Origin of the sequence: Lacibacter cauensis (assembly GCF_007830055.1) — a bacterium.
GTDB lineage: Bacteria > Bacteroidota > Bacteroidia > Chitinophagales > Chitinophagaceae > Lacibacter > Lacibacter cauensis.
The window spans coordinates 523001-542615 of sequence record NZ_VLLE01000005.1 but is presented as its reverse complement, the minus strand read 5'-3'; the positions used below and the strand labels follow the sequence as shown (position 1 = coordinate 542615).

The following is a 19615-nucleotide window of genomic DNA, read 5'->3' as shown; positions in this document are numbered from 1 at the left end:
CGTTTATTTATAATTGTACCTGCAATACCCACACATGGTCTGTAACCGACTTCAACGAAGCCGGCAAAGAAATATCTACTCCTTCAGCAGCGGCTTTCCATTTTAATTTTTGATTACTGCCAATCAGCTTAACTGTTGACTTTGCATTGAACGCAACATTCCTGATATGTACATTACCCTGCGGATAATTGAAGAGAAAAATATTCAATATCTTTCCATCTTTACTTTGTGTAAAGCGGATATTCTCTCCTTCGCCAAATTGTTTGTACATGCGGGTTCCATAAATGGCTTTACCATTCAGTTTCATCCACACACCTATTTCTTTTAAGCGGTCGTAAGCAACCGGATCAAATTCACCTTCGGGACTTGGCCCGATGTTTAACAGGTAATTCCCCCCCTTGCTTACAATATCAACCAGCTTCTCAATAATTTCATTTGTTGATTTGTATTGATCGTTGGGCACATAGCTCCAACTGTTTGCCATCGTCATACAAGTTTCCCATGGATAAGGCAAACCGTTTTCAGGAATATGTTGCTCCGGCGTTAAATAATTTTGTTGTTCTCCCGGCACAGCTCTGTCTACCACAATAATTTTTGGCTGCTTTACTCTTACTTTTTTAACCAGCTCAGGCATGTTTATATCCTGGCTCTGCGGATTACGGGCCCACCTGCTGCCTTCATATACTTCCAGCAAATCAGCTTTCACTTCTTCATCTGTTTTTTTACGTACCCAGCCACCATCAAGCCAAAGAATATCTACTTTACCATAATCACTTACCAGTTCGTTAATTTGATTATGGGTGAAGTCTGTAAACTTTTTCCATTGTTCAGGATATTTTTGAACAGAATAACTCGGGTTTCGGTCGCTTTGCGGAAATTGCTTCCACCAATAATAATCGGTATGCCAATCGGGCTTTGAGAAATAAGCACCGATCCACATGTTCTCTTTACGAAATGCGTTAAATACTTCTTTGGTAATGTTGCTGCGTGGATTACTTGAAAACGGCGTTGCTTTATCGGTGATCTTGTAATCTGTATATTTTGAATCGAACATACAGAAACCATCATGATGTTTGGTTGTAAACACCATGTACTTCATACCGGCATCTTTTGCAGCCGCTGCCCATTTTTCCGGATTGAATTTTACAGGATTAAACGTTGTTTGCAGATTTTCATATGCCTTAACATAATCAACATAATTATCTGCAACACCTTTCTTTCTTGCACCTGTTGCCCATCCCAGATCTTCGGGACAAATACTCCAGCTTTCAACAATACCCCACTGGCTGTACGTTCCCCAGTGCATCAATAAGCCAAACTTCAGGTCTTGCCACTCTTCTAACCTGCGCTGAATAGCTGTATCAGGATCAGGATAATATTCTTTATGCTGCGCATTAACCGAATGCACTCCGCCTGCAAATACAAACGATGCAATAATTGCCAGCTGTTTCATTTTTTTGTTCATAATCACTTTGTTGACAGGAATTGAAAATCCGTTTCCATCAGCCAGTCTGCACAGCTTCAGAATTTTGATAATAACAGGGCCTTATACAAGGCCCTGTTTAAAAACCCAAAACTGCTAATCGAAAATGTTAATTGATATCCCAGAAAATTTTTGTTGTAAGGTTGTCCTTTGACTTTACCTGGTTATAATTAACCGTATTGTAAGTAGGTTCTGATGTAGCATACAGCCATCTTGCAGGTGGAAGTTGCTGAGCATTTGCATTATCTACTTCAAAGCTCATTACCGGACTGTTCAAACGACGTATTTCTGCCCAGTTATCCAAAGGTTGAATAACGCTGAAGTCGATCCATTTTTGCGCTGCAATCAACTTCAGTTTATCTGCAGTTGTTGCTGCAAGATCCCAGTTTATACCAGCCATTGTCTGATATGCAGTTACTTCAGCAGGAGTTACAGGAGTAAGTGCACCTGCTGTATTATCGTTGCTTACAGATCTGTAGAGATAATAGTTTTCAATAGACTTGGCAATGCCCGCATTGTACGCTGCTTTTGCTGCAGTGTTGTTACCTGCTTTGAGGTATGCTTCAGCAGTTAAAAAGCTAACTTCAGAAGCATTGATCAACACACCGGGAAAATACTGATTCCGGCTGATGGTTGAACGGTTGTAACGAGCCAGTGTACCACCTGCAACCAAAGTAGTTTGTGTTGATGCAGTTGCCATTGGATCTAGACCAATGTAAGCACCACCTGCTGCATTGGGTCCGGGTTCAAACATTGCTCTGATTCTTGGATCAGCGTTCGTGTTCATGTGATCGATCATTAATTTACCTGCAACATTGCCATCCCAATCTTCCAAACCGGTTCTGAAACCTGTTGAGTTGAGCGGTGTGCTGAGGTTGAACACTTTGATCTGGATATTATCTGCATTTGTTTCAACTACAGGATAAGTAGCAGGACTACCTAAGATAGCTGCTGTTTCTGTAGCTGCTCTTGTTTGAAATGCTGCAACACCCGATACTCTGCCGAGCATACGTAAACGAAGTGAATTACAATACTTCTTCCATTTTGCAATACTTCCTTTGTTTACAATATCCTGGTTGTTGAACCCTGTTTGAATTGCAGCTGATACAGTAATTGAATTCAGCTCATCTGCAAATGCTTTCAGATCATCCAGCATTTTGGTGTAGAGATCTTCTGCTTTATCATACTTGGGTAAAGAAACAGCATAATCGCCGCCGTTAGCACTCAGCTTGCCGGCTTCCGAAAAAGGAATATCGCCATGCAGATCAACTACTTTTTGAGTATGATCGTACAAATAAATCGTTGCAGCAATCATATAAATTCTGCGCAACTGCTGATCGGAAGTACTCATTCCGGCATATACTTTTTCCATTTCTCTGAACTGCGAAAGAAAACCATAGTAGTTATTCCAGCGATCGTTTATACCTGCAGCACCCGGAACGTATTGGCCTGTTGAGTTAACCCAGCCAACAGCCTGCGAGTACCTGTTTACTGTTGTACGCAGTACAACAAAGTAATTCCAGTAAGAAGGTAAAACATACTCCCGGTTGTACGATAAAAAGCCTGCAAACTGCTTTTCAACCGAGGTTTGAGATATTTTAGAAGGATCAGCATAATTGTCTGCAAAATCCTGCTTTTTACAGGAGGTCATTGCCAGCGATAGTGCCGTTGCTCCTATCAGTATTATTTTTTTCATAATTACTTTTTTTGTCGTTAATCAGAATTAGAAATTTGCCCTGATCATTACACCATAACTTCTTGTTGATGGGTTTGTACCGGCATTGTTTAATGTTTGGAACCATCTTGAACCTGCAGTTGTTTGTTCAGCATCCATATCCTTTAATGTTCTGTAGAGGTAGAACAGGTTACGGCCAAATGCAGACAATTGAATTTTTCTTGCACCAACAAATTTGGCAGCTTTCTCAGGTAACGTATAGCTAAGAGAAACTTCTCTCAACTTAACGTATGAGTTCTTCTGAATATACAGTTCATAACGTGAATAGCTGTACTGAGGACCACCCCAGTTGTAAACGTTCCAGTAGTAATAAGCCTGAGAAATAACATTGGTATTTTTCTGACCATCTGATGTAACACCATCAACCAGCATACCATCATTGTAAACTTTTTCGCCGTTAGGACCAGCAGTAGCAGTTGTTTGTACACCTTTACCTTGTGCGTTTACATAATAACTGATACCACCATGTTCTTTATCCATGTAGTTTAAACTTTCTTCAAGCAAACCACGGCTGATCATCCAGTAAATACCTGTTGGCATTACATAACCACCAAAACGGAAATCGGTAAGTACATCCAGGTTGAAGTTTTTGTAGCGGAATGAATTGAAGAAACCACCTACTACCTTTGGCATTGCATTACCAACTTTCACCATATTGTTGGCATCAAGGGTATATAAACCGTTAGAACCAACTACTTTTTCGCCCTTGTTGTTTGTTAATACAGGATGCGCATAAAAATCGCCCATTGACTGACCTACCACTGATTTCAATTGTGCTGCATTACCGTCGTAATCAGCATGCAACAATTCGTTAGAACCAGATGATAATTTTTCAACAACGTTTTTATTTTGAGAGAAGTTTACACCAGTTTCCCATTTAAAATTCTTTTTGCTAACCGGTGTTCCTGTTAACGCAATTTCAATACCCTTGTTACGCAGTGTACCGATATTGGTAAGAACAGAAGTTGCACCTGATGTTGCAGGAATAGTTAAAGGAAGAATCTGATCTCTGATCTGTGCATTGTAGTAAGAAGCTTCCAGGCCTAAACGATTGTTAAAGAACCTTGCTTCAACACCAAATTCAATTTCATGTTTCTCCTCTGGCTTGATCGCATCATTACCAAAAGAAGAAGGAATTGTTGTGTACAATACCGGCTGACCACCTACACTTTGAACACCCAATGTATTTTGGTTGTACGCAATGTTTGCATTGTAAATATCCGGATAGTTACCTACCACGCCCCATGAAGCACGCACTTTTGCAAAGCTTACATAAGCAGGCAGCTTAACCGCATCGGAAAGAATAAAGCTTGAGTTGATTGAAGGATAAACGAAGCTGTTGTGGCTTGGATTCATTACAGATGTACGGTCTCTGCGTACTGTTGCTTCCACAAAAAGATAATTTTTGTAGTTCGCATTCACTGTTCCAATAATCGCATCTTTAATCAGGAAAAATCTTGATGAAGAGCTGTTTGCAACGTTAACAGAAGCAGCAACATCAAACAGGTTTTCGGTACTTAAACCACCGTTTGTACCACGGCCCATCATTGTTTGTGTTTCTTTTGTTGCAGTATAACCCGCCATAGCATTAAACTCAATATCACGTGTGATGTTTTTAGAGTAAGTAAGCAAGGCATCGCCATACATAATGTTATTCTGATAAGAGTTCATACCAAAATAACCGGAGTTACCAAATGCCAAAGGCACTTCAGTAGCCTGTTTACTTTCTGAGCGGAGTGCAGTAAAGTCGCTTGAGAATCTTGCACGTAAACGCAGTTCTTTAATAATCTGCCAGGTATTGGTAACGCTACCGATGATGCGGTTGCTGTACTCATCTTCTGTATGTTTTTTTACCCGCCATACATAATCAGCAATGTCGCCCTTAAACCCATTGTAAATAATGTTTTCGCCAGGTGTTAAGCTCTGGTTGGTTCCTGTTACATAGCGGTAACCTTTGCTGGTTTGATATTTATTGAGGTACCAGTCTGCATTATCGAAACGGCCCATCATACCCGTAAAGTTGTTGATCATACGATCGATTGAGTATGGACGGTTATGCGTTTTCTGGTTAATAAAGTTTACAATTACATCAGTTGTAAACTTCTTACCCAGCTTAAGCGAAGTATTCAGATTGGCAATATTCTTATAGTTTTCTGCACCAAGACTGATACCCTGATTTTGCTGACGTGTTAAAGAAAAACGTGTTGTAGCATTTGCAGATGTTTGCGAAACCGCTACGTTAATGCTCGAATTTCTTCCTGTCTGGAACAAACCTGCATAGTTGTTTTTTTGTGCTTCGTAAGGACGAATAACACCATCCCATGCCATTGTAGGCTTGCCATCGAATTTAGGACCGAAGTTGATGCTGTAACCAAGAATACCTCTGGTTTCTTTAATACCATCATTGTTGGTATCGTAGTAAATAAATCCTTCGTTATCCTGTCCGCCATTGTTTACATTTAACGGAGCACCGGCACCACGTACGTTTTGGTAACGTGGCAGGTAAGCTACCTGGTCCATACTGTAGTTTGCATTGAAGTCTACACTGAAACCTCTGTTACTTTTTGAACCTTTTTTAGTTGTAATCAGGATAACACCATTCACCGCTTCAGAACCATAGAGTGCTGCAGCAGATGCACCTTTCAGGATTGAAATGTTTTCAATGTCTTCAGGATTTATATCGAGCAAACCATTACCACGCAAACGTTGATCGTTCCAGTAATCGTTGTTTCTTACTTCTTCGTTACGGATAGGCACACCATCCATTACAATCAATGGTTGGTTTCTACCTGTAATAGAGTTAATACCACGGATGTTAATGTTCACCGCACTTGTTGCACCGCCTGGTGTTGCACCTATACGTACACCGGGAGCTTTACCATACAATGCAGCTGCAAAGTTTGGAGAGCCTGCCTGTGTAAGATCTTCGGCTTTAATAGTAGAGCTGGCATAACCAAGCGCTTTCTTTTCACGGGTAATACCAAGTGAGGTTACAACCACTTCTCCGATTTCTTTGCTGGATACATCCATGCTTACTTCGATAGTGGTTCTGCCATTTAAGCTTTCTTCTTTGGCTTCGAAACCAATCGAAGTAAATACCAGCGTTGCATTAGACGCAACTGTTATACGGAATGCTCCGTTTGCACCGGTGGTTGTTTGGTTGGCAGTACCTTTTTCCTTAATGGTTACAGAAGGCAAAGGATTTCCTTCTGCATCCTTAACGGTACCGGTAACCGTCTTTTTTTCCTGTGCCGTTACGTTTAGTAAGCACATGGCTGCCATTGTAAAAAGCAGTAATCGTTTGAACAACGTTTTCATTGCAGTTTGTATTTTGGTTAAAGAATAAAGAGACAAATGTGAATGTGGAGTGTTGGAAAAAATTGAATTAAAGCTCTACCTCACTGCCTGCGTTTTTGGTTTTTCGCCTGTCCAACATATCAAAATGATCCATTACCAACGCTGCTGCTCCTATCAGCTCAGCCTGAAAGCCTAACGATGAAATTTCCAGGTGTGTGTTTTCGGCTATCTTCGGTATACAGTGTTCATTGATCGCCTGCTGAATTGGTGCCAGCCATATTTTTCCTCCTACTGAACCTCGACCGCTTAATACAATCAATTCGGGATTGAAGAGGTGAATAAGAATAGATATACCACGGCCGATATGATAACCTGCTTCCGACAATAATTCAATGGCATACATATCGCCTTTGCTTGCAGCTTCCATTATTTTACGGGAAGAATCTTCGGCGTGTTCTAAGGTTAAATTTTTGAGGATAGAAGCCCGACCTTCTTTTAAGCCTTTGATGGCCTTTTCTGCAACAATAAACAGAGATGATTCGGTTTCCAGGCAACCGCTTTTACCGCAGGAGCACAATTTATTATTGGTGAATAGCGGAAGATGACTGAACTCGCCTGCAAAACCATTGTTGCCACGAAACAGTTCCCCTTTCACAATCATACCCAGACCTATACCCCAACCAACGTTTACCACCATTACGGTTTGTTTGTTACGGGCTGCTCCAAATTTCAGTTCGGCTAATGCAATTAAACTGGAATCATTATCAATAAACACAGGCACGCCAACAGCTGACTCCACAACAGTTACAATACTGTTTCCGCTTTCTGTTTTAAGAAATGAATGATTAATGCCTTTGGTAACATCTACAAAACCGGGCATACCAATACCAATACCGGCAATTTTTTCTTTAGATATACCTGAAGAGAGAATGTATTGATTAATGTATTGTGTGAGCTGTGTAAGCGCTGCTGCATTATTACTCAGTGGCAGCTCAATGCGTAAAGGCTCATGCACATAGTTGTTTTGCATATCCAGGATAGCAATGCGGGTAACCAGCTGATCCATGGCCACCGACACAACATAGAGCATATCTGCTTTAAGGGAATATACCAAAGGACGACGACCACCTGTAGAGTGGGCATACCCCGATTCAACTACAGCCCCCTCTTCTATCAACTCGTTTAATACACGGGTTGTAAGCGGAAGGCTTTTATCAGTCAAAAGGCTCAGATCGGCACAAGACAACTCTTTTTCGAAATAGAGATGCTTTTGAATTTGGCGTTTGTAACGGCTATTCTTTGGCAGCATGTAGGCAATCGAGTTTAAAGTCGAGAGCTAAAATAGACAAACTTTTAAAACTTCTTAAAAAAATTATAAAAGTTTTTCCACTTATTTATAAACATCACTCAACTTATCCTACTATCTTACCTTTTTGATACTTATCTGTCTGATTTTTAATATTCTACCTTATAATCCTTTTTAACAGGCTCCCCTTTCCATGCCTTTTTGCCCGTCCATTCAGCCGCAGCGTCGGTCCAAAATGGATGGCTGGCAGGTAAACCGAGCGGCAAAAAACCGAGTGTACATAAATACAAACTGCCGGTAGAGGTATATTGATCGGCAATTGCAGGCTGATGCCCATTGAAACCCAGCACTAACCATCCATTGGCATCGAAGTTTTGATTACCGGTAAACATCTTATCAATAACTGCCGTTAACGCACCACGTACCTGCGCCTGTGCAACATGCGCAGGCAACTTTTCCATTAAAGCTACCTGTGCCAACACCTGGAACACAGCTGTACGGTAGGTAATAGAACGACCAAATACAGGGAACGTTCCTTCGGGAGAAATAATACGTTCTAAAAACTCAGCATGCCGCACCATACGTTGTACAGACAGATCGTACTCCTGCTGTTGGGCCATTTTTTTTTCAACCAATATTTTCAGTAAGTCCACAAGCATCGGATGAATAACAAAAGAATTATAGTAATCCATACTGAATTTTTCACCATCGCTGTACCAACCATCACCTACATACCACTCTTTCATTTTACGTACAGCAAAGTCAATACGTGCGGGATCGTATTGTTCTCCGATGCTCAACAGAAATCCTTCGGTTAAGGCTGCAAATAACAACCAGTTGCTGTAAGCGGCCTTCCTGTTACGTAACGATTTAAACTCTTCAATAAAACGGCGTTTCGTTAAGCTGTCTAACGGTTCCCACAACGCTTTGGGTGCACGCAAAAAAGCATGCGCTACAAACGCAGCATCCACAATTGGCTGTCCTTCGGTTCGGAAATTTAAATAATCGGGATGCGATGGATCAACAGCATTGCGCAAGCCTTTCAGCAATTCATTGCGCAACTGCATGCGCATTTTTCCTTCTGTGGTTTCATCATCCGGCAAAGCCAGCCAAGGAGCAACACCCGCCATTGTACGGCCCACCGCTTCGAGATAGGTTACTTTCTTTACCGGCAGGTAATACTGCGGGCCCAGCTCTAACGGCAGATTTTGTTTTAATGTCCCTTCTGCCATATTATGAATAACGGGGTACACAATTTTGTAAAGATTGTTTACCCAAACTGTGCGGTCGGTTTGAACTGTTGTAGTTGATTGTTGCGCTGCGACCGGTTTCTTTTTTTTCTGTGCATGCAATAAACAACTACCTGAAAGCAACACGCATAAAAAAGCAATTCGTTTAAACATAAGATTGATTACTTGATGTACTTAAAAAATTCGGGCAAAAGTTACAGTTTATCTTTTCGCTTTGTGCGTTCAAGAGAAAAAGAAATGAGTTTCTGTAAAAGGCTTAAGCTTTGAGGTAGGGGCAAAAAAAAGGTCATCTGTAAAAACAGTTGACCGTTAACGATTGCTTGCCATATAAAAAAAGAGTTCGAAGATCTTGTTTGTGCAAATAAGCCGAATCACTTTTTTACCGCTCTACCCTTTCGCCTTATTTGATAAATCAAAATTACAATGTAACCGATTGCGGTAAAAACAAGAAAATGCTTCATTCTATGATGCCTACGCCCATCTTGAATGCCAAAATCCTTACTGGCAAAGGGTTTCAGCTATAAAAAGCAAATGACTTCCAACGCTTTTTTTTACAAAAAAATAGTTGAAAAAACTGTTACGCAAACGTTCCCACAGTTGCGCAAAACATAAAAAAAGCGGAACAGACATACTCCTGTTCCGCTTTTACATACCTGAAAATTCTGTTCAAACCAATGAACGGCTGATGCCAAGCTCCAGCCCACGCAGTTCGGCCAGACCCCGCAAGCGGCCAATGGCACTATAGCCGGGATTTGTTTTTTTGCTGAGATCGTCGAGCATCTGATGACCATGATCGGGCCTTACCACAATACGACGGTTTTCTTTTTGCATCAACAGCAGCACTTCTTTCATCACCGCATACATATCTACATCACCTTCCAAATGGTTGGCTTCATAAAAATCGCCATCGGCATTGCGTTGTGTGCTGCGCAAGTGCAAAAAGTGAATGCGACTGCCCAAGCGTTGTACCATACCCGGCAAATCATTATCAGCACGCACACCAAAACTACCGGTGCAAAAACACAAGCCATTTGCAGGCGATGGTACTGCAGCAATCAAATCGTTAATATCAGCTTCTGTACTTACCACACGTGGCAAACCAAAAATCGGATGTGGCGGATCATCAGGATGAATCACCAGCTGTACACCGGCTTCTTCTGCAACGGGTGTTACTTGCTGTAAAAAGTAAATCAAATGCTGTTTCAGCTTTGCCGCATCAATTGTATCGTAAGCAGATAATGCTTTTGCAAAATCAGCAACAGTAAAACTTTCTTCACTGCCGGGCAACCCTGCAATAATGGTGCGGATAAGTGTTTGCTTCTCTTCTTCAGTCATGGATTGCAAACGTTGTTCTGCTTTTTGTAATTCTTCTTTACTGTATTCATCTGCTGCGCCCTTGCGTTGCAGAATAAACACATCAAACGCAATGTAAGCCGCACGTTCAAAACGCAACGCTTTACTGCCATCGGGCATTGTATAATACAAATCGGTTCTTGTCCAGTCGAGCACCGGCATAAAGTTGTACGTAACAACAGGAATACCACATGCACCCAAGTTGCGTAGAGATTGTTTATAGTTTTCGATATACAGTTCAAAGCCCGGCTCTTGCCTGCGGATGGCTTCGTGTACAGGTACACTTTCCACCACATCCCATGTTAGGCCTGCAGCTTCAACTTCAGCAATCCGTTTGTTGATTTCTTCAATCGTCCATACTTCACCGTTAGGAACATGATGCAATGCTGTTACCACACCCGAACAGCCGGCCTGGGCAATATCGCTTAACGATACAGGATCGTTAGGGCCGTACCAACGCATGGTTTCAATAAGCCCTGTCGTTTTTTGATTCATTCTTGTCAGTTGGTTAAAGGCGTAAAATTAACCTGCTTCAGTTGTAACGTACAACAATAATGCTGTAAACAACTACTACAACGTTCATAAAGAACGAAAACGTTTACGTAAAGCAAGCGTTCGTTTAATCGTTCCAGTAGCGTAACCAATCGATCATGCGGCTGGTATACCCGTATTCGTTATCGAACCAGGCAATGAGTTTTAACTGCCGTCCAACAACTGATGTTAATTGTCCATCAATAATGCAGGAATGAGTATTACCCCTGATATCGGCAGATACCAATGGATCTTCGGTGTATTGCAGAATGCCTTTGTATTCGTTGGCAGCAGCCTTTTTAAACAAGGCATTGATCTGTTCTTTGCTGATATCTTCTTTCATCTGTACCGTAATATCGGCCATGGCACCATTGGTAACAGGTATACGTACCGATACAGTTGCAATTCTTCCCTCGAGCGGTAACAAGCGTTCCAGCGATTGCGCAAGATCTATCTCAACAGGTATAATTGACTCTGCTGCTGCTCTTCCCCTGCGGTATTGTTTGTGTGCAGCATCTACCAACTCCTGGCGTGAAGTATACGAATGTAAAATATTCAACTGCGCCGATTCAATACCAATCGCATTGAGAAGGTACAAAATATGCGTACTGCAATTGGTCATACAACCACCGGGTGACACAATTTCATCTTTACCGGCGGGATTGGTGTGGTTATGCCCGTAAATAAGCAACGGAATATCACTTGAGCCTGTGGTAGAAAGCAGCACCCGTTTTGCACCTGCTGTAAGATGTTGTGCAGCTTTTGCTTTAGATGAATATGCTCCGCTGCACTCCAGTACCACATCCACAGCATACTTTTTCCAGTTAATATTTGTTACTTCTGCTTCCTGCAACACAGCAACTTTTCTTCCTGCAACAGTAAACTCGTTCTTTTCCTGCAACAGCTCCTGCTGCCAGGCACCGTATAATGAATCGTATTTTAATAAGTAAGCCAGGTTAGCTGCATCCATCAAATCGTTTACAGCTACTACTTCCAGTTGTGGATCGTTTGCAAGCCGGCGAAACAACATCCGTCCGATCCTGCCCATCCCGTTTATTGCTATTCGCATAATTGTATGTGGGTGATTGTTGAAGCCGCAAAGTTAGGCCGATGTGCGGTAGGATGAACGGGCATGGAACAAGGAATTTGTTGCCGGTTAGCTTAGTTGCAAAGAACCATACGATCATCATTCGTTTACGGAAAACCTCTAACAGCTTATGTTGCCTGTATAATTAAAAAATAGACCGGCATACCAACCGTAATGTTTACCGGAAATGTAACGGCCAGTGCCATGGGTAAAAACAAACCGGGATTTGCTTTTGGAGCCGATATTTTCATAGCGGCAGGAACGGCAATGTACGATGCACTGGCGGCAAGTATAGCAAAAATGAAACGGTTCGCCACATCTGCTGTAACCAATGAACTTACCATAGCAATCACAGAACCATTGATCAATGGAATTAATACTGCAAAAATGAGCGGGAACCATCCTTGCGAAAAAAAGGCCTTCAGCTTACGACCACTGGTAATACCCATGTCTAAAAGAAAAATTGCGAGGAATCCTTTAAACAAATCGTTGGTAAACGGCTTAATACCCTCGGCTTGTTTGGCATCAGCAACATAACCAATAGCCAGACTTCCCAGTATGAGCAATACGCTGCCATTGGTAAGCGCATGGGTAACAACTGCACGTTTCTGCAACAGCATAATCTCTTCTTTTCGAAACAAAGAAATCAGCAACAATCCAACAATAATAGCCGGCGATTCCATCAAAGCCATAATGGCCACCATATGCCCATGTAACGAAAGCTGATGTGTTTCGAGGTAGGATACTGCAGTTACAAAAGTTACCGCACTTACCGAACCGTATGCTGCTGCAATTGCCCCCGCATCAAACACATTCAACCGGCGTTTTAAAATAAAAAAAGTATATAGAGGAATAGCCAGCGAAATAAGAATACCAAACAACATCGACCAACCGATTTCTGCATTCAGTGTTTCATGCGATAATTCCTGGCCACCTTTAAACCCGATGGCAAACAACAAATAAAGCGAAATAAACTTCGATGAGTTATGAGGTATTTCAAGATCACTTTTTAAATAAACTGCGATGATGCCTAATACAAAGAAGAGTAAAGCGGGATTGGTTAAATTTTCGCTGAGCAGTTGCACATTCATGAGCGGTCGTTTTAGCACAGGCGGTTCGCAGATGCATACCGCTTGTATTGTGGCAGAAAAAGGCCCGCTGCTTTACTGTAAAATCATTTCTCTCATGCAAACAATCATGAACAGGAGCAGCAGGCAAACCTTGTTTTTTTAACGCCGCAAAAGTGACATCTTCTACTCATTAAATTTTATTTATCTTTCTAATAGAAAGCATAAATATTTTTTATCCAAATTTACTGCCGAAAGATTCTCTATTAAAAAAGCAGTCTTTTCATTGCTACTTCCAAACAATGCACAACAACATGAAGCAATGTGTTTAAATCAAACAGCCCCGAATAAATCCGGGGCCGTTTGGTTTTCCATGGATATAACTTGCTGCTACTGAATGACTACCTTTTTACTTGTGCGTTGTTTTCCCTGAATAATCGATAATACATACATGCCGCTGTTGAGTTTATTTGTTAAGCGAAGCTGACGGTTACCTTGCTGTAACAGGTTTTGTGTATATACCACTCTTCCGTTAACATCGGTAAGCTGTAACATGGCAGGCCCGTTTGTAAATACAGCATCGGGCAATGTAACAGTTAGTGTTGCGGCTGCCTTTACAGGATTAGGATATACTGTAAACACATTGGTGAACGATTGTTCCAGCACCTGCGCTCCCACAATTGTGCCGAACACTTCCTGCTGGTTTGCAGCCGTTGTTACTTCCGGAGCAACTTCACGAATCACAATCCGGTCAATGAATGGCGCATCAGCACCGGTTGGACGAAACTCAATTGTATTGGAACCCTGTACAAAATTCAATGTAATGGTTTTCTTTGCTACTACCGGCGTTGTTTCATAACACCAGTTGCCGGATGCATCGAATGTAAGTGTAGTAAATGCTTCGCCATTCATTGAAACACGCATGTTGCGTTGCACTTTGGTGATATAGTAGATATCTACTTCATAACTTTTTGTTGCTGCACTTACAAGGTTGTTGTAACGGATACCATTTGCAGCAGCTGCCCCCATGTTTACCTGTGCACCGTTTGATGCGACAGTACATGCTACGGTAGCAGATGTACCAAACAGTTCTGCTAACTCTGCTTCCAGTCCAAGTCCGTTCAGGTCTGCTTTCTCCAGTTTTATTTTATCCATAAAAGGAGCCTGATCGCTGTTGTTCAGTCCGAGTTCAATTGTATTCAGCCCACGCTTTAAAATAACCACCACTTCATACACTGCAGGCGAACCCAATGTAGTATTGGTTGCATCAATATAACACCAGTTACCTGATGGTGCTACAAGCTGCCGACCCATTAATGTTCCGTTTACACGAATGCGGAAAGGTCTTGCATTCTTACTCATGTAAGAAACTTTTAGTTTATAGGGACCGGCTGCATCTGCAACCACTTCATCAAACGCAATCCAGTTACCACTTCTTGTTCCTAAATTCACCTGTTGCAAATTCGATGAAGTAGAACAACTGACAACTGTTGGAACCGTTCCTGTAGTACCTGCACCTGTAATGATCCGTGCATACTCTGCTTCAAACTCCAGCTTTTCTGAAAGAGCCAATACATTCGGATCAGTTATTTCCGGCAGCTTTCCTTTGGTAACAACAGCTATACGGTCAGCAAAGACAAATCCGCTTCCGATTGCAATTCTTACTTCGTGCTGTCCAGCTGTAAGGAAATAAGTAAAGCTTCTGTTTTCTGCACCATAACTGTAGTGGAATTTTCTCCACATCCACTCATAGGTTGTATTGTTCAATCCATTCCATTTACGGAATGGCTCGTCATCTACTGCAATCCATAAACCTGTAGCCGAAGGTTTCAATGCCTGGATCTTTGTCCAAATATCATACTCATCCGCTTTATCAACCTGTACGGTAAAGGCAATTACTTTATCTGTTCCTTCGGGTACATCCGTTGCACTCACCCCTTCTGCACTTAACATATACACACCGCCAACAGCATTGGCTGATGTTTGCGTACTCCAGCTTGTACCGTAAGCAGCAGCTTCCGCTTCGTAAAACGATTGCACATCGATTGTTTCCAATCCCCATTTCGTTGTTTCAGGAACACAGTAACCACTCTCCTTTTTTAGCAGGTCAAAGTTTTCAATACCGTTGGTAAACAGTACCTGGTCGAGCAATAAATTACTGTTCGGATATTCAATGCTGAAACGATGTTTGCCTTCACCCAAATCGTAAAACCGGGGCACCTGGAACCAGGTAAACGTACTGCCGGTAAACGGAGAAATTTGTTCAAACGATTTTCCATCTACACTAATGCGGATTGCACCTGCACCACCTGTTGATGCAGAACGGATCCACATACGGTAACTGCCCGCTTCTGCCAACTCAAATTCAAAATGCACCTGCTTGGCAATAGGTGAAGCGCCTGTAAGCGAATTGTTTCCCCTGATGTAAAAACCATTGGATGCCTGCTCGTTTTCCAGCACATCCCATTGGTTACCGATATACTTGCCACACTCTGCTTCAAATACCAAGCTGTTGGTTGGTTTAGAAACATAAGGCAGATCAAGTCCTTCTAAATTATTCGGACAAACATAAGTTGCTTCGGGTATAGATGCTGTTGAAGAATGATTCTTATACAGCAAACCAATATTGGTTAATTCGTTGTTACTGTCGTAATAATCAGCAGGTGTTTGCGGCACCGTTGCATACGCAGAGTTGGGTTGAAAATAAGCATACCGTTCTACGTAATCGAGACTTTCCAGATAAGGAAGCGCTAAACGTAAGAATGCTTCCTGTGTAGCATTTCCCCTGTTGGGGTTGGCATTAAACTCCGTAATCCAGATGGGCAGTTTGTAAATGTTGTACACGTTGGCGAGGTAGGCTTTAAATCGATTGAAGATCTGCTGCGGATCTGCATTGGGACTGCCGGCAGGATTACTTCCCCAATCGTACCAATGCACAGCAACAAAATCAAAACGCACATCTCTTTCTTTGGCAATACGTGCAAACTCCAGCAACCAGGTTGATGGTCCGTTTTCACGTGGTGCCGGTGTACCCAAACGCACACCAAGGCTCATTAAGTTTTCGTAATACGCAACAGCAACTGCAGGCTGACAAAGATTGTTGTACTGTCCGGATTGGTCTTCGCAGTTATCCGACTCATTAAAGCCTAACAGGTGCGTTGTTTTTTTCTTTTGCAAAACAGTACCGATGCCTGCCGGCAATGCACCACCCGCACCCCATGCCATGGGCACATATTCGTAATTGGGTAATGGATTGTTGTTGTTATTCCAGTTGTAAAACCAACCTGCATGCAGTTGATCATAAAAGCCGCCGGTTCCTTTTTTAACAACCCAGTTCCACGGCACCACCCTGATGAAACTTACATTGCCCTGCAATGCAACATCCAACGCATCAATGATAAGATCATTTTCAGAAGCAATGTACACTTTGCTTTTGCCTGTACCATTGCTGTTAACAGCAAATGTTGCCATGAAGCCACGCTTAAGCACAAAAGAGCGTGCAGCATTATCCATGCCATTAGGAATAGACGCACCTGTGTAAATGATATCTTCCTGCAAATGAGCAACGCTTCCTGTTTGTGCAGTACCAGCATATATTTTTAACGGCAGCAATGCTGCCGAAAGCGGACGTACCACTGATCCTTTTTGATAATATTGATTGATGCGAAAATTCTCATCAATAGTTCCCGCAACATGATCAACAAGGATATTACCCAACTTCGTCATCAATGCATCCGGGCTTTCGTTGTACAGGTACACCCACGATGCTGCATCTAGAAAGTTAAGCAATAACGTTGGCGACATGCTGCCTTCACGTAAGTAAACCGTACTCTCATTCAACAACGACAATGCACCCCGGCTTACGGTTCCACCCTGTACTGTAAGTTGTGCGTTTGTGAGCGTAATGCCTTTTTGTGCACAGGCAAAACTGATACCGCCATTGGCCAACACATTGGCCGATTCGATGTATAAGTTGAAACGGATAGGTTGCCCCGGTTCTAAACTTTTATCTTTCGGATATTTATCATTTACCGGCTCATGTACATTGGGACAAATAGCATACAAATGCGAACCGCCGCCGGGTAAACAGGTTGGCTTGCCGGGAGTACCATCGTCCGTTGATGGTTTTTCTACTGTAACCCGCCAGTTTTTTTCGTTAAAGAAATCGTTATTCACCTCTCCCGTCCAATACAGGTAACGTACAGAAGTATCACAGGCAGTAGCATCCTGTGCTTTTGCTGCAGAAAATAAACAGCAGAAAAAACAAAGTTGTACAACATACACCCACTTTGTTGAAAGCAATTTGAACATGGCAAGTTTAGTTTTGATTGTAGGTACCAAAACTATTTTGTTCCATTGCAACGGGGGGAAACAAACAATTCATTAAAGGGGGGTGAAAATGTTGTTGTGGAACTTGTTTAGGTTGAAAGGTACGGCATATTTACTGAGCTTATTTGCAGTACTACTGTGCGATGCTGTTGATTTGCTGCAACTTATTTTTTGAGAAAGCTGTGTCGGTTGTAACGGTTGCTGGTGGTGTGCTGTTGTTGGCGTACTCGCCAACAAACGAACAATCTGTTTGATGTTGACTTATTACCTGTTGGCGGGGATGCCGACGTGAGCAAAACAATGCCGTAGCAATCGTCTTCATGTGCAAAAAAAGGCTGTTTGTAATTTCTTCTTGACGGCGAGTCGGCGCTGCCAGACATCGCCTTTGAAGTGCGAAGACTCAGCGGCGAAGGGAATGTGTCGCACGTTGTTTTGGCTTTTGGGGTCGAACTAATAGCCGCTAACGAGCAGGGCTTTATGCAGGTTGGGAATTAGTATTCCGTCTGCCGATAACCGCTGCCGATTGAAAATATGTTGATGAAGTTAAGTACAAAAGCCGATAGATATTCGTCTGCTGGAACTGAAGCTGGGATTTGCAAATAGCTGATGTTACAATGTCAAGCCCTACTTGCATAAAACCCAATGTTGTAGGCAGTTTTGTCGAGACACATCACCAAAATTTCCACCACACTTTCTTTTCAACTTTTAGTTCTTTGTCCACCGTTTTATTTTTAGGTTCTGTTAAGTCCCAACTGATGCTAGTTACTTTAGTGTCTGTCCAAAGTGATGCAGATTCAATGTCAATGTTACTAAGATTACAAAAGGTTTCTGCTTTTTCTAAAATCTTTGTCACTTTGAAAATCTTCCATTCAGATTTTAGTCCGTTGCTGATTTCCTTTAGGTCGAAATAGTTTCGTCCTGTTTCGTCGTCAATAAGTAACTGGGATTTTTCATTGTCAAACGATTGTGGATTCCGCTCTAAAAACTCTTTTATTATTTGTTTCCTTTCATCAATCGATAGTCTTGGAATATATACTATTGAACTGTCCTTACTTTCAATTCTATTTACTCTGTCTTTGAGTAGCTGTAAATCTTTGTCACTATATGGCGACTGAATGTTTGTGTCTGGTTCTTCTTCTAAAAGATAATAGTCTGTAATAAAAATTGAGAAAAATTGATTGTACAACTTGTCAAAATAATATGTTTCATTTATTCTGTCCACTGGCTCTTCAAAAGCCGTTGTCAACCAATTTTTGATATGAAAGGATGTGTCCATTAAAATTGCCTACAACGTTCAGGCATTTGTGCTGTTGGGGACTTCATCTATTCGTCGCCCCGGCGACGCCTGCTGAACGAAGAACTAAAGTAGAAAATTTATTCTGTTGCTTAATAGTAAATGTCAGCTGTGACAAAAGCTGAACAGCGTTACTGCTGTTGAACGACGCTTTGCGTCGCACCCCAATAGCACAAATGCGTTTGTTGCCTGCTGGCTTTCTGTCTTGTTACCAATTTTCAAATATTGTATTCTTTAACCAATGGTCATAATAGTCGAGCATTTCTTTAATCTCTTTTTTCTTTAAGAGATATTGCTTTGTGTCGATTTCGTTATTCTCTCTTGCTTTGTCAAGGTATTCTGTCTCTTGTTTTTTGAGATGTCGCTTTTTCGCATTCTCGTAATGCTCCAAATCTTTTTTTCTTCGCTCAACAATGTCTTCTCGGGTTCTATTTAAATTTTCCTGATTCGTTGTTCTGTCAAGTGAAATGCCATTGCGTTCAATGAATGAAATTGTCTGACCAAACTCAAAGAATGGCTCTTGGCGAATGAATTGTTCATATCCTTCGCTTATAAACTCAAAGTCGCCCTGCTGTGTGATGATTGTCCAACGAGTAATATGATTCTCTTGTGTTCGTTCTATGTCTTCAATTTCGATTGCATCATTAAATGATGTGTCGATGTCAAGATGGGGATTTTTGATGTTCTTAAAAACTAATGTCGCCGGTGCAACCCAAAACGTAAAAGGCATTCCTTCAAGGTCTGGTTTATTCCATTGCAGAATGTAGTCAATATCAAGTTCCAAATCGTCTGTCAAACGAATTTTATAAATGCGGCAGTCGTGCCAACCCATTTGCTCAAAATCTTTATCAGTCCATATTTTTTTCTCTAACTCGTATGTCAT

General features: G+C 41.8%; 12 protein-coding genes. All 12 read right to left on the bottom strand.

Features of this window, described 5'->3' with window-relative positions; all coding sequences use genetic code 11:
* Positions 1–7: 7 nt before the first annotated feature.
* Entirely contained in the window at positions 8–1465 is a 1458-nt protein-coding gene (locus IQ13_RS16075; RefSeq protein WP_199758283.1) for an alpha-L-fucosidase, read from the bottom strand.
* Positions 1466–1592: 127 nt separating this feature from the next.
* Positions 1593–3179 (bottom strand): SusD/RagB family nutrient-binding outer membrane lipoprotein, encoded by a 1587-nt coding sequence (locus tag IQ13_RS16070; RefSeq protein WP_144887644.1) that lies wholly within the window; start codon positions 3177–3179, stop codon positions 1593–1595.
* Positions 3180–3206: 27 nt separating this feature from the next.
* Positions 3207–6536: a SusC/RagA family TonB-linked outer membrane protein gene (locus IQ13_RS16065; protein WP_144887643.1), complete on the bottom strand. Its 3330-nt coding sequence runs from the start codon at positions 6534–6536 to the stop codon at positions 3207–3209.
* A 67-nt stretch (positions 6537–6603) separates the two neighbouring features.
* Positions 6604–7824 (bottom strand): ROK family protein, encoded by a 1221-nt coding sequence (locus IQ13_RS16060; protein ID WP_144887642.1) that lies wholly within the window; start codon positions 7822–7824, stop codon positions 6604–6606.
* A 146-nt stretch (positions 7825–7970) separates the two neighbouring features.
* On the bottom strand, positions 7971–9224 hold the full coding sequence (locus IQ13_RS16055; RefSeq protein ID WP_144887641.1) for a DUF2264 domain-containing protein: 1254 nt from the start codon (positions 9222–9224) through the stop codon (positions 7971–7973).
* 513 nt (positions 9225–9737) lie between these two features.
* On the bottom strand, positions 9738–10919 hold the full coding sequence (gene uxuA / locus IQ13_RS16050) for a mannonate dehydratase (protein WP_144887640.1): 1182 nt from the start codon (positions 10917–10919) through the stop codon (positions 9738–9740).
* A 124-nt stretch (positions 10920–11043) separates the two neighbouring features.
* Entirely contained in the window at positions 11044–12024 is a 981-nt protein-coding gene (locus IQ13_RS16045; RefSeq protein WP_144887638.1) for a type I glyceraldehyde-3-phosphate dehydrogenase, read from the bottom strand.
* Positions 12025–12170: 146 nt separating this feature from the next.
* Positions 12171–13133 (bottom strand): sodium-dependent bicarbonate transport family permease, encoded by a 963-nt coding sequence (locus IQ13_RS16040; protein WP_144887636.1) that lies wholly within the window; start codon positions 13131–13133, stop codon positions 12171–12173.
* A gap of 366 nt (positions 13134–13499) precedes the next feature.
* Positions 13500–17420, bottom strand: coding sequence for a glycosyl hydrolase (locus tag IQ13_RS16035; protein ID WP_144887634.1), 3921 nt, complete (start codon positions 17418–17420; stop codon positions 13500–13502).
* Between the two features lie 151 nt (positions 17421–17571).
* A complete protein-coding gene (locus tag IQ13_RS16030) occupies positions 17572–17760 on the bottom strand; it encodes a hypothetical protein (protein WP_144887632.1) in 189 nt (62 codons plus the stop codon).
* 348 nt (positions 17761–18108) lie between these two features.
* Positions 18109–18714: a hypothetical protein gene (locus IQ13_RS16025; protein WP_144887630.1), complete on the bottom strand. Its 606-nt coding sequence runs from the start codon at positions 18712–18714 to the stop codon at positions 18109–18111.
* Between the two features lie 226 nt (positions 18715–18940).
* Positions 18941–19615 carry a hypothetical protein gene (locus tag IQ13_RS16020; protein ID WP_144887628.1) on the bottom strand — a complete coding sequence of 225 codons (675 nt, stop codon included), beginning with the start codon at positions 19613–19615 and terminating at the stop codon, positions 18941–18943.

Bases quoted from the DNA above. Each gene is read 5' to 3' on its own strand.
- IQ13_RS16075 (WP_199758283.1), bottom strand. From the start codon at position 1,465: ATGAACAAAAAAATGAAACAGCTGGCAATTATTGCATCGTTTGTATTT.
- IQ13_RS16070 (WP_144887644.1), bottom strand. From the start codon at position 3,179: ATGAAAAAAATAATACTGATAGGAGCAACGGCACTATCGCTGGCAATG.
- IQ13_RS16065 (WP_144887643.1), bottom strand. From the start codon at position 6,536: ATGAAAACGTTGTTCAAACGATTACTGCTTTTTACAATGGCAGCCATG.
- IQ13_RS16060 (WP_144887642.1), bottom strand. From the start codon at position 7,824: ATGCTGCCAAAGAATAGCCGTTACAAACGCCAAATTCAAAAGCATCTC.
- IQ13_RS16055 (WP_144887641.1), bottom strand. From the start codon at position 9,224: ATGTTTAAACGAATTGCTTTTTTATGCGTGTTGCTTTCAGGTAGTTGT.
- uxuA (WP_144887640.1), bottom strand. From the start codon at position 10,919: ATGAATCAAAAAACGACAGGGCTTATTGAAACCATGCGTTGGTACGGC.
- IQ13_RS16045 (WP_144887638.1), bottom strand. From the start codon at position 12,024: ATGCGAATAGCAATAAACGGGATGGGCAGGATCGGACGGATGTTGTTT.
- IQ13_RS16040 (WP_144887636.1), bottom strand. From the start codon at position 13,133: ATGAATGTGCAACTGCTCAGCGAAAATTTAACCAATCCCGCTTTACTC.
- IQ13_RS16035 (WP_144887634.1), bottom strand. From the start codon at position 17,420: ATGTTCAAATTGCTTTCAACAAAGTGGGTGTATGTTGTACAACTTTGT.
- IQ13_RS16030 (WP_144887632.1), bottom strand. From the start codon at position 17,760: ATGAAGACGATTGCTACGGCATTGTTTTGCTCACGTCGGCATCCCCGC.
- IQ13_RS16025 (WP_144887630.1), bottom strand. From the start codon at position 18,714: ATGGACACATCCTTTCATATCAAAAATTGGTTGACAACGGCTTTTGAA.
- IQ13_RS16020 (WP_144887628.1), bottom strand. From the start codon at position 19,615: ATGACATACGAGTTAGAGAAAAAAATATGGACTGATAAAGATTTTGAG.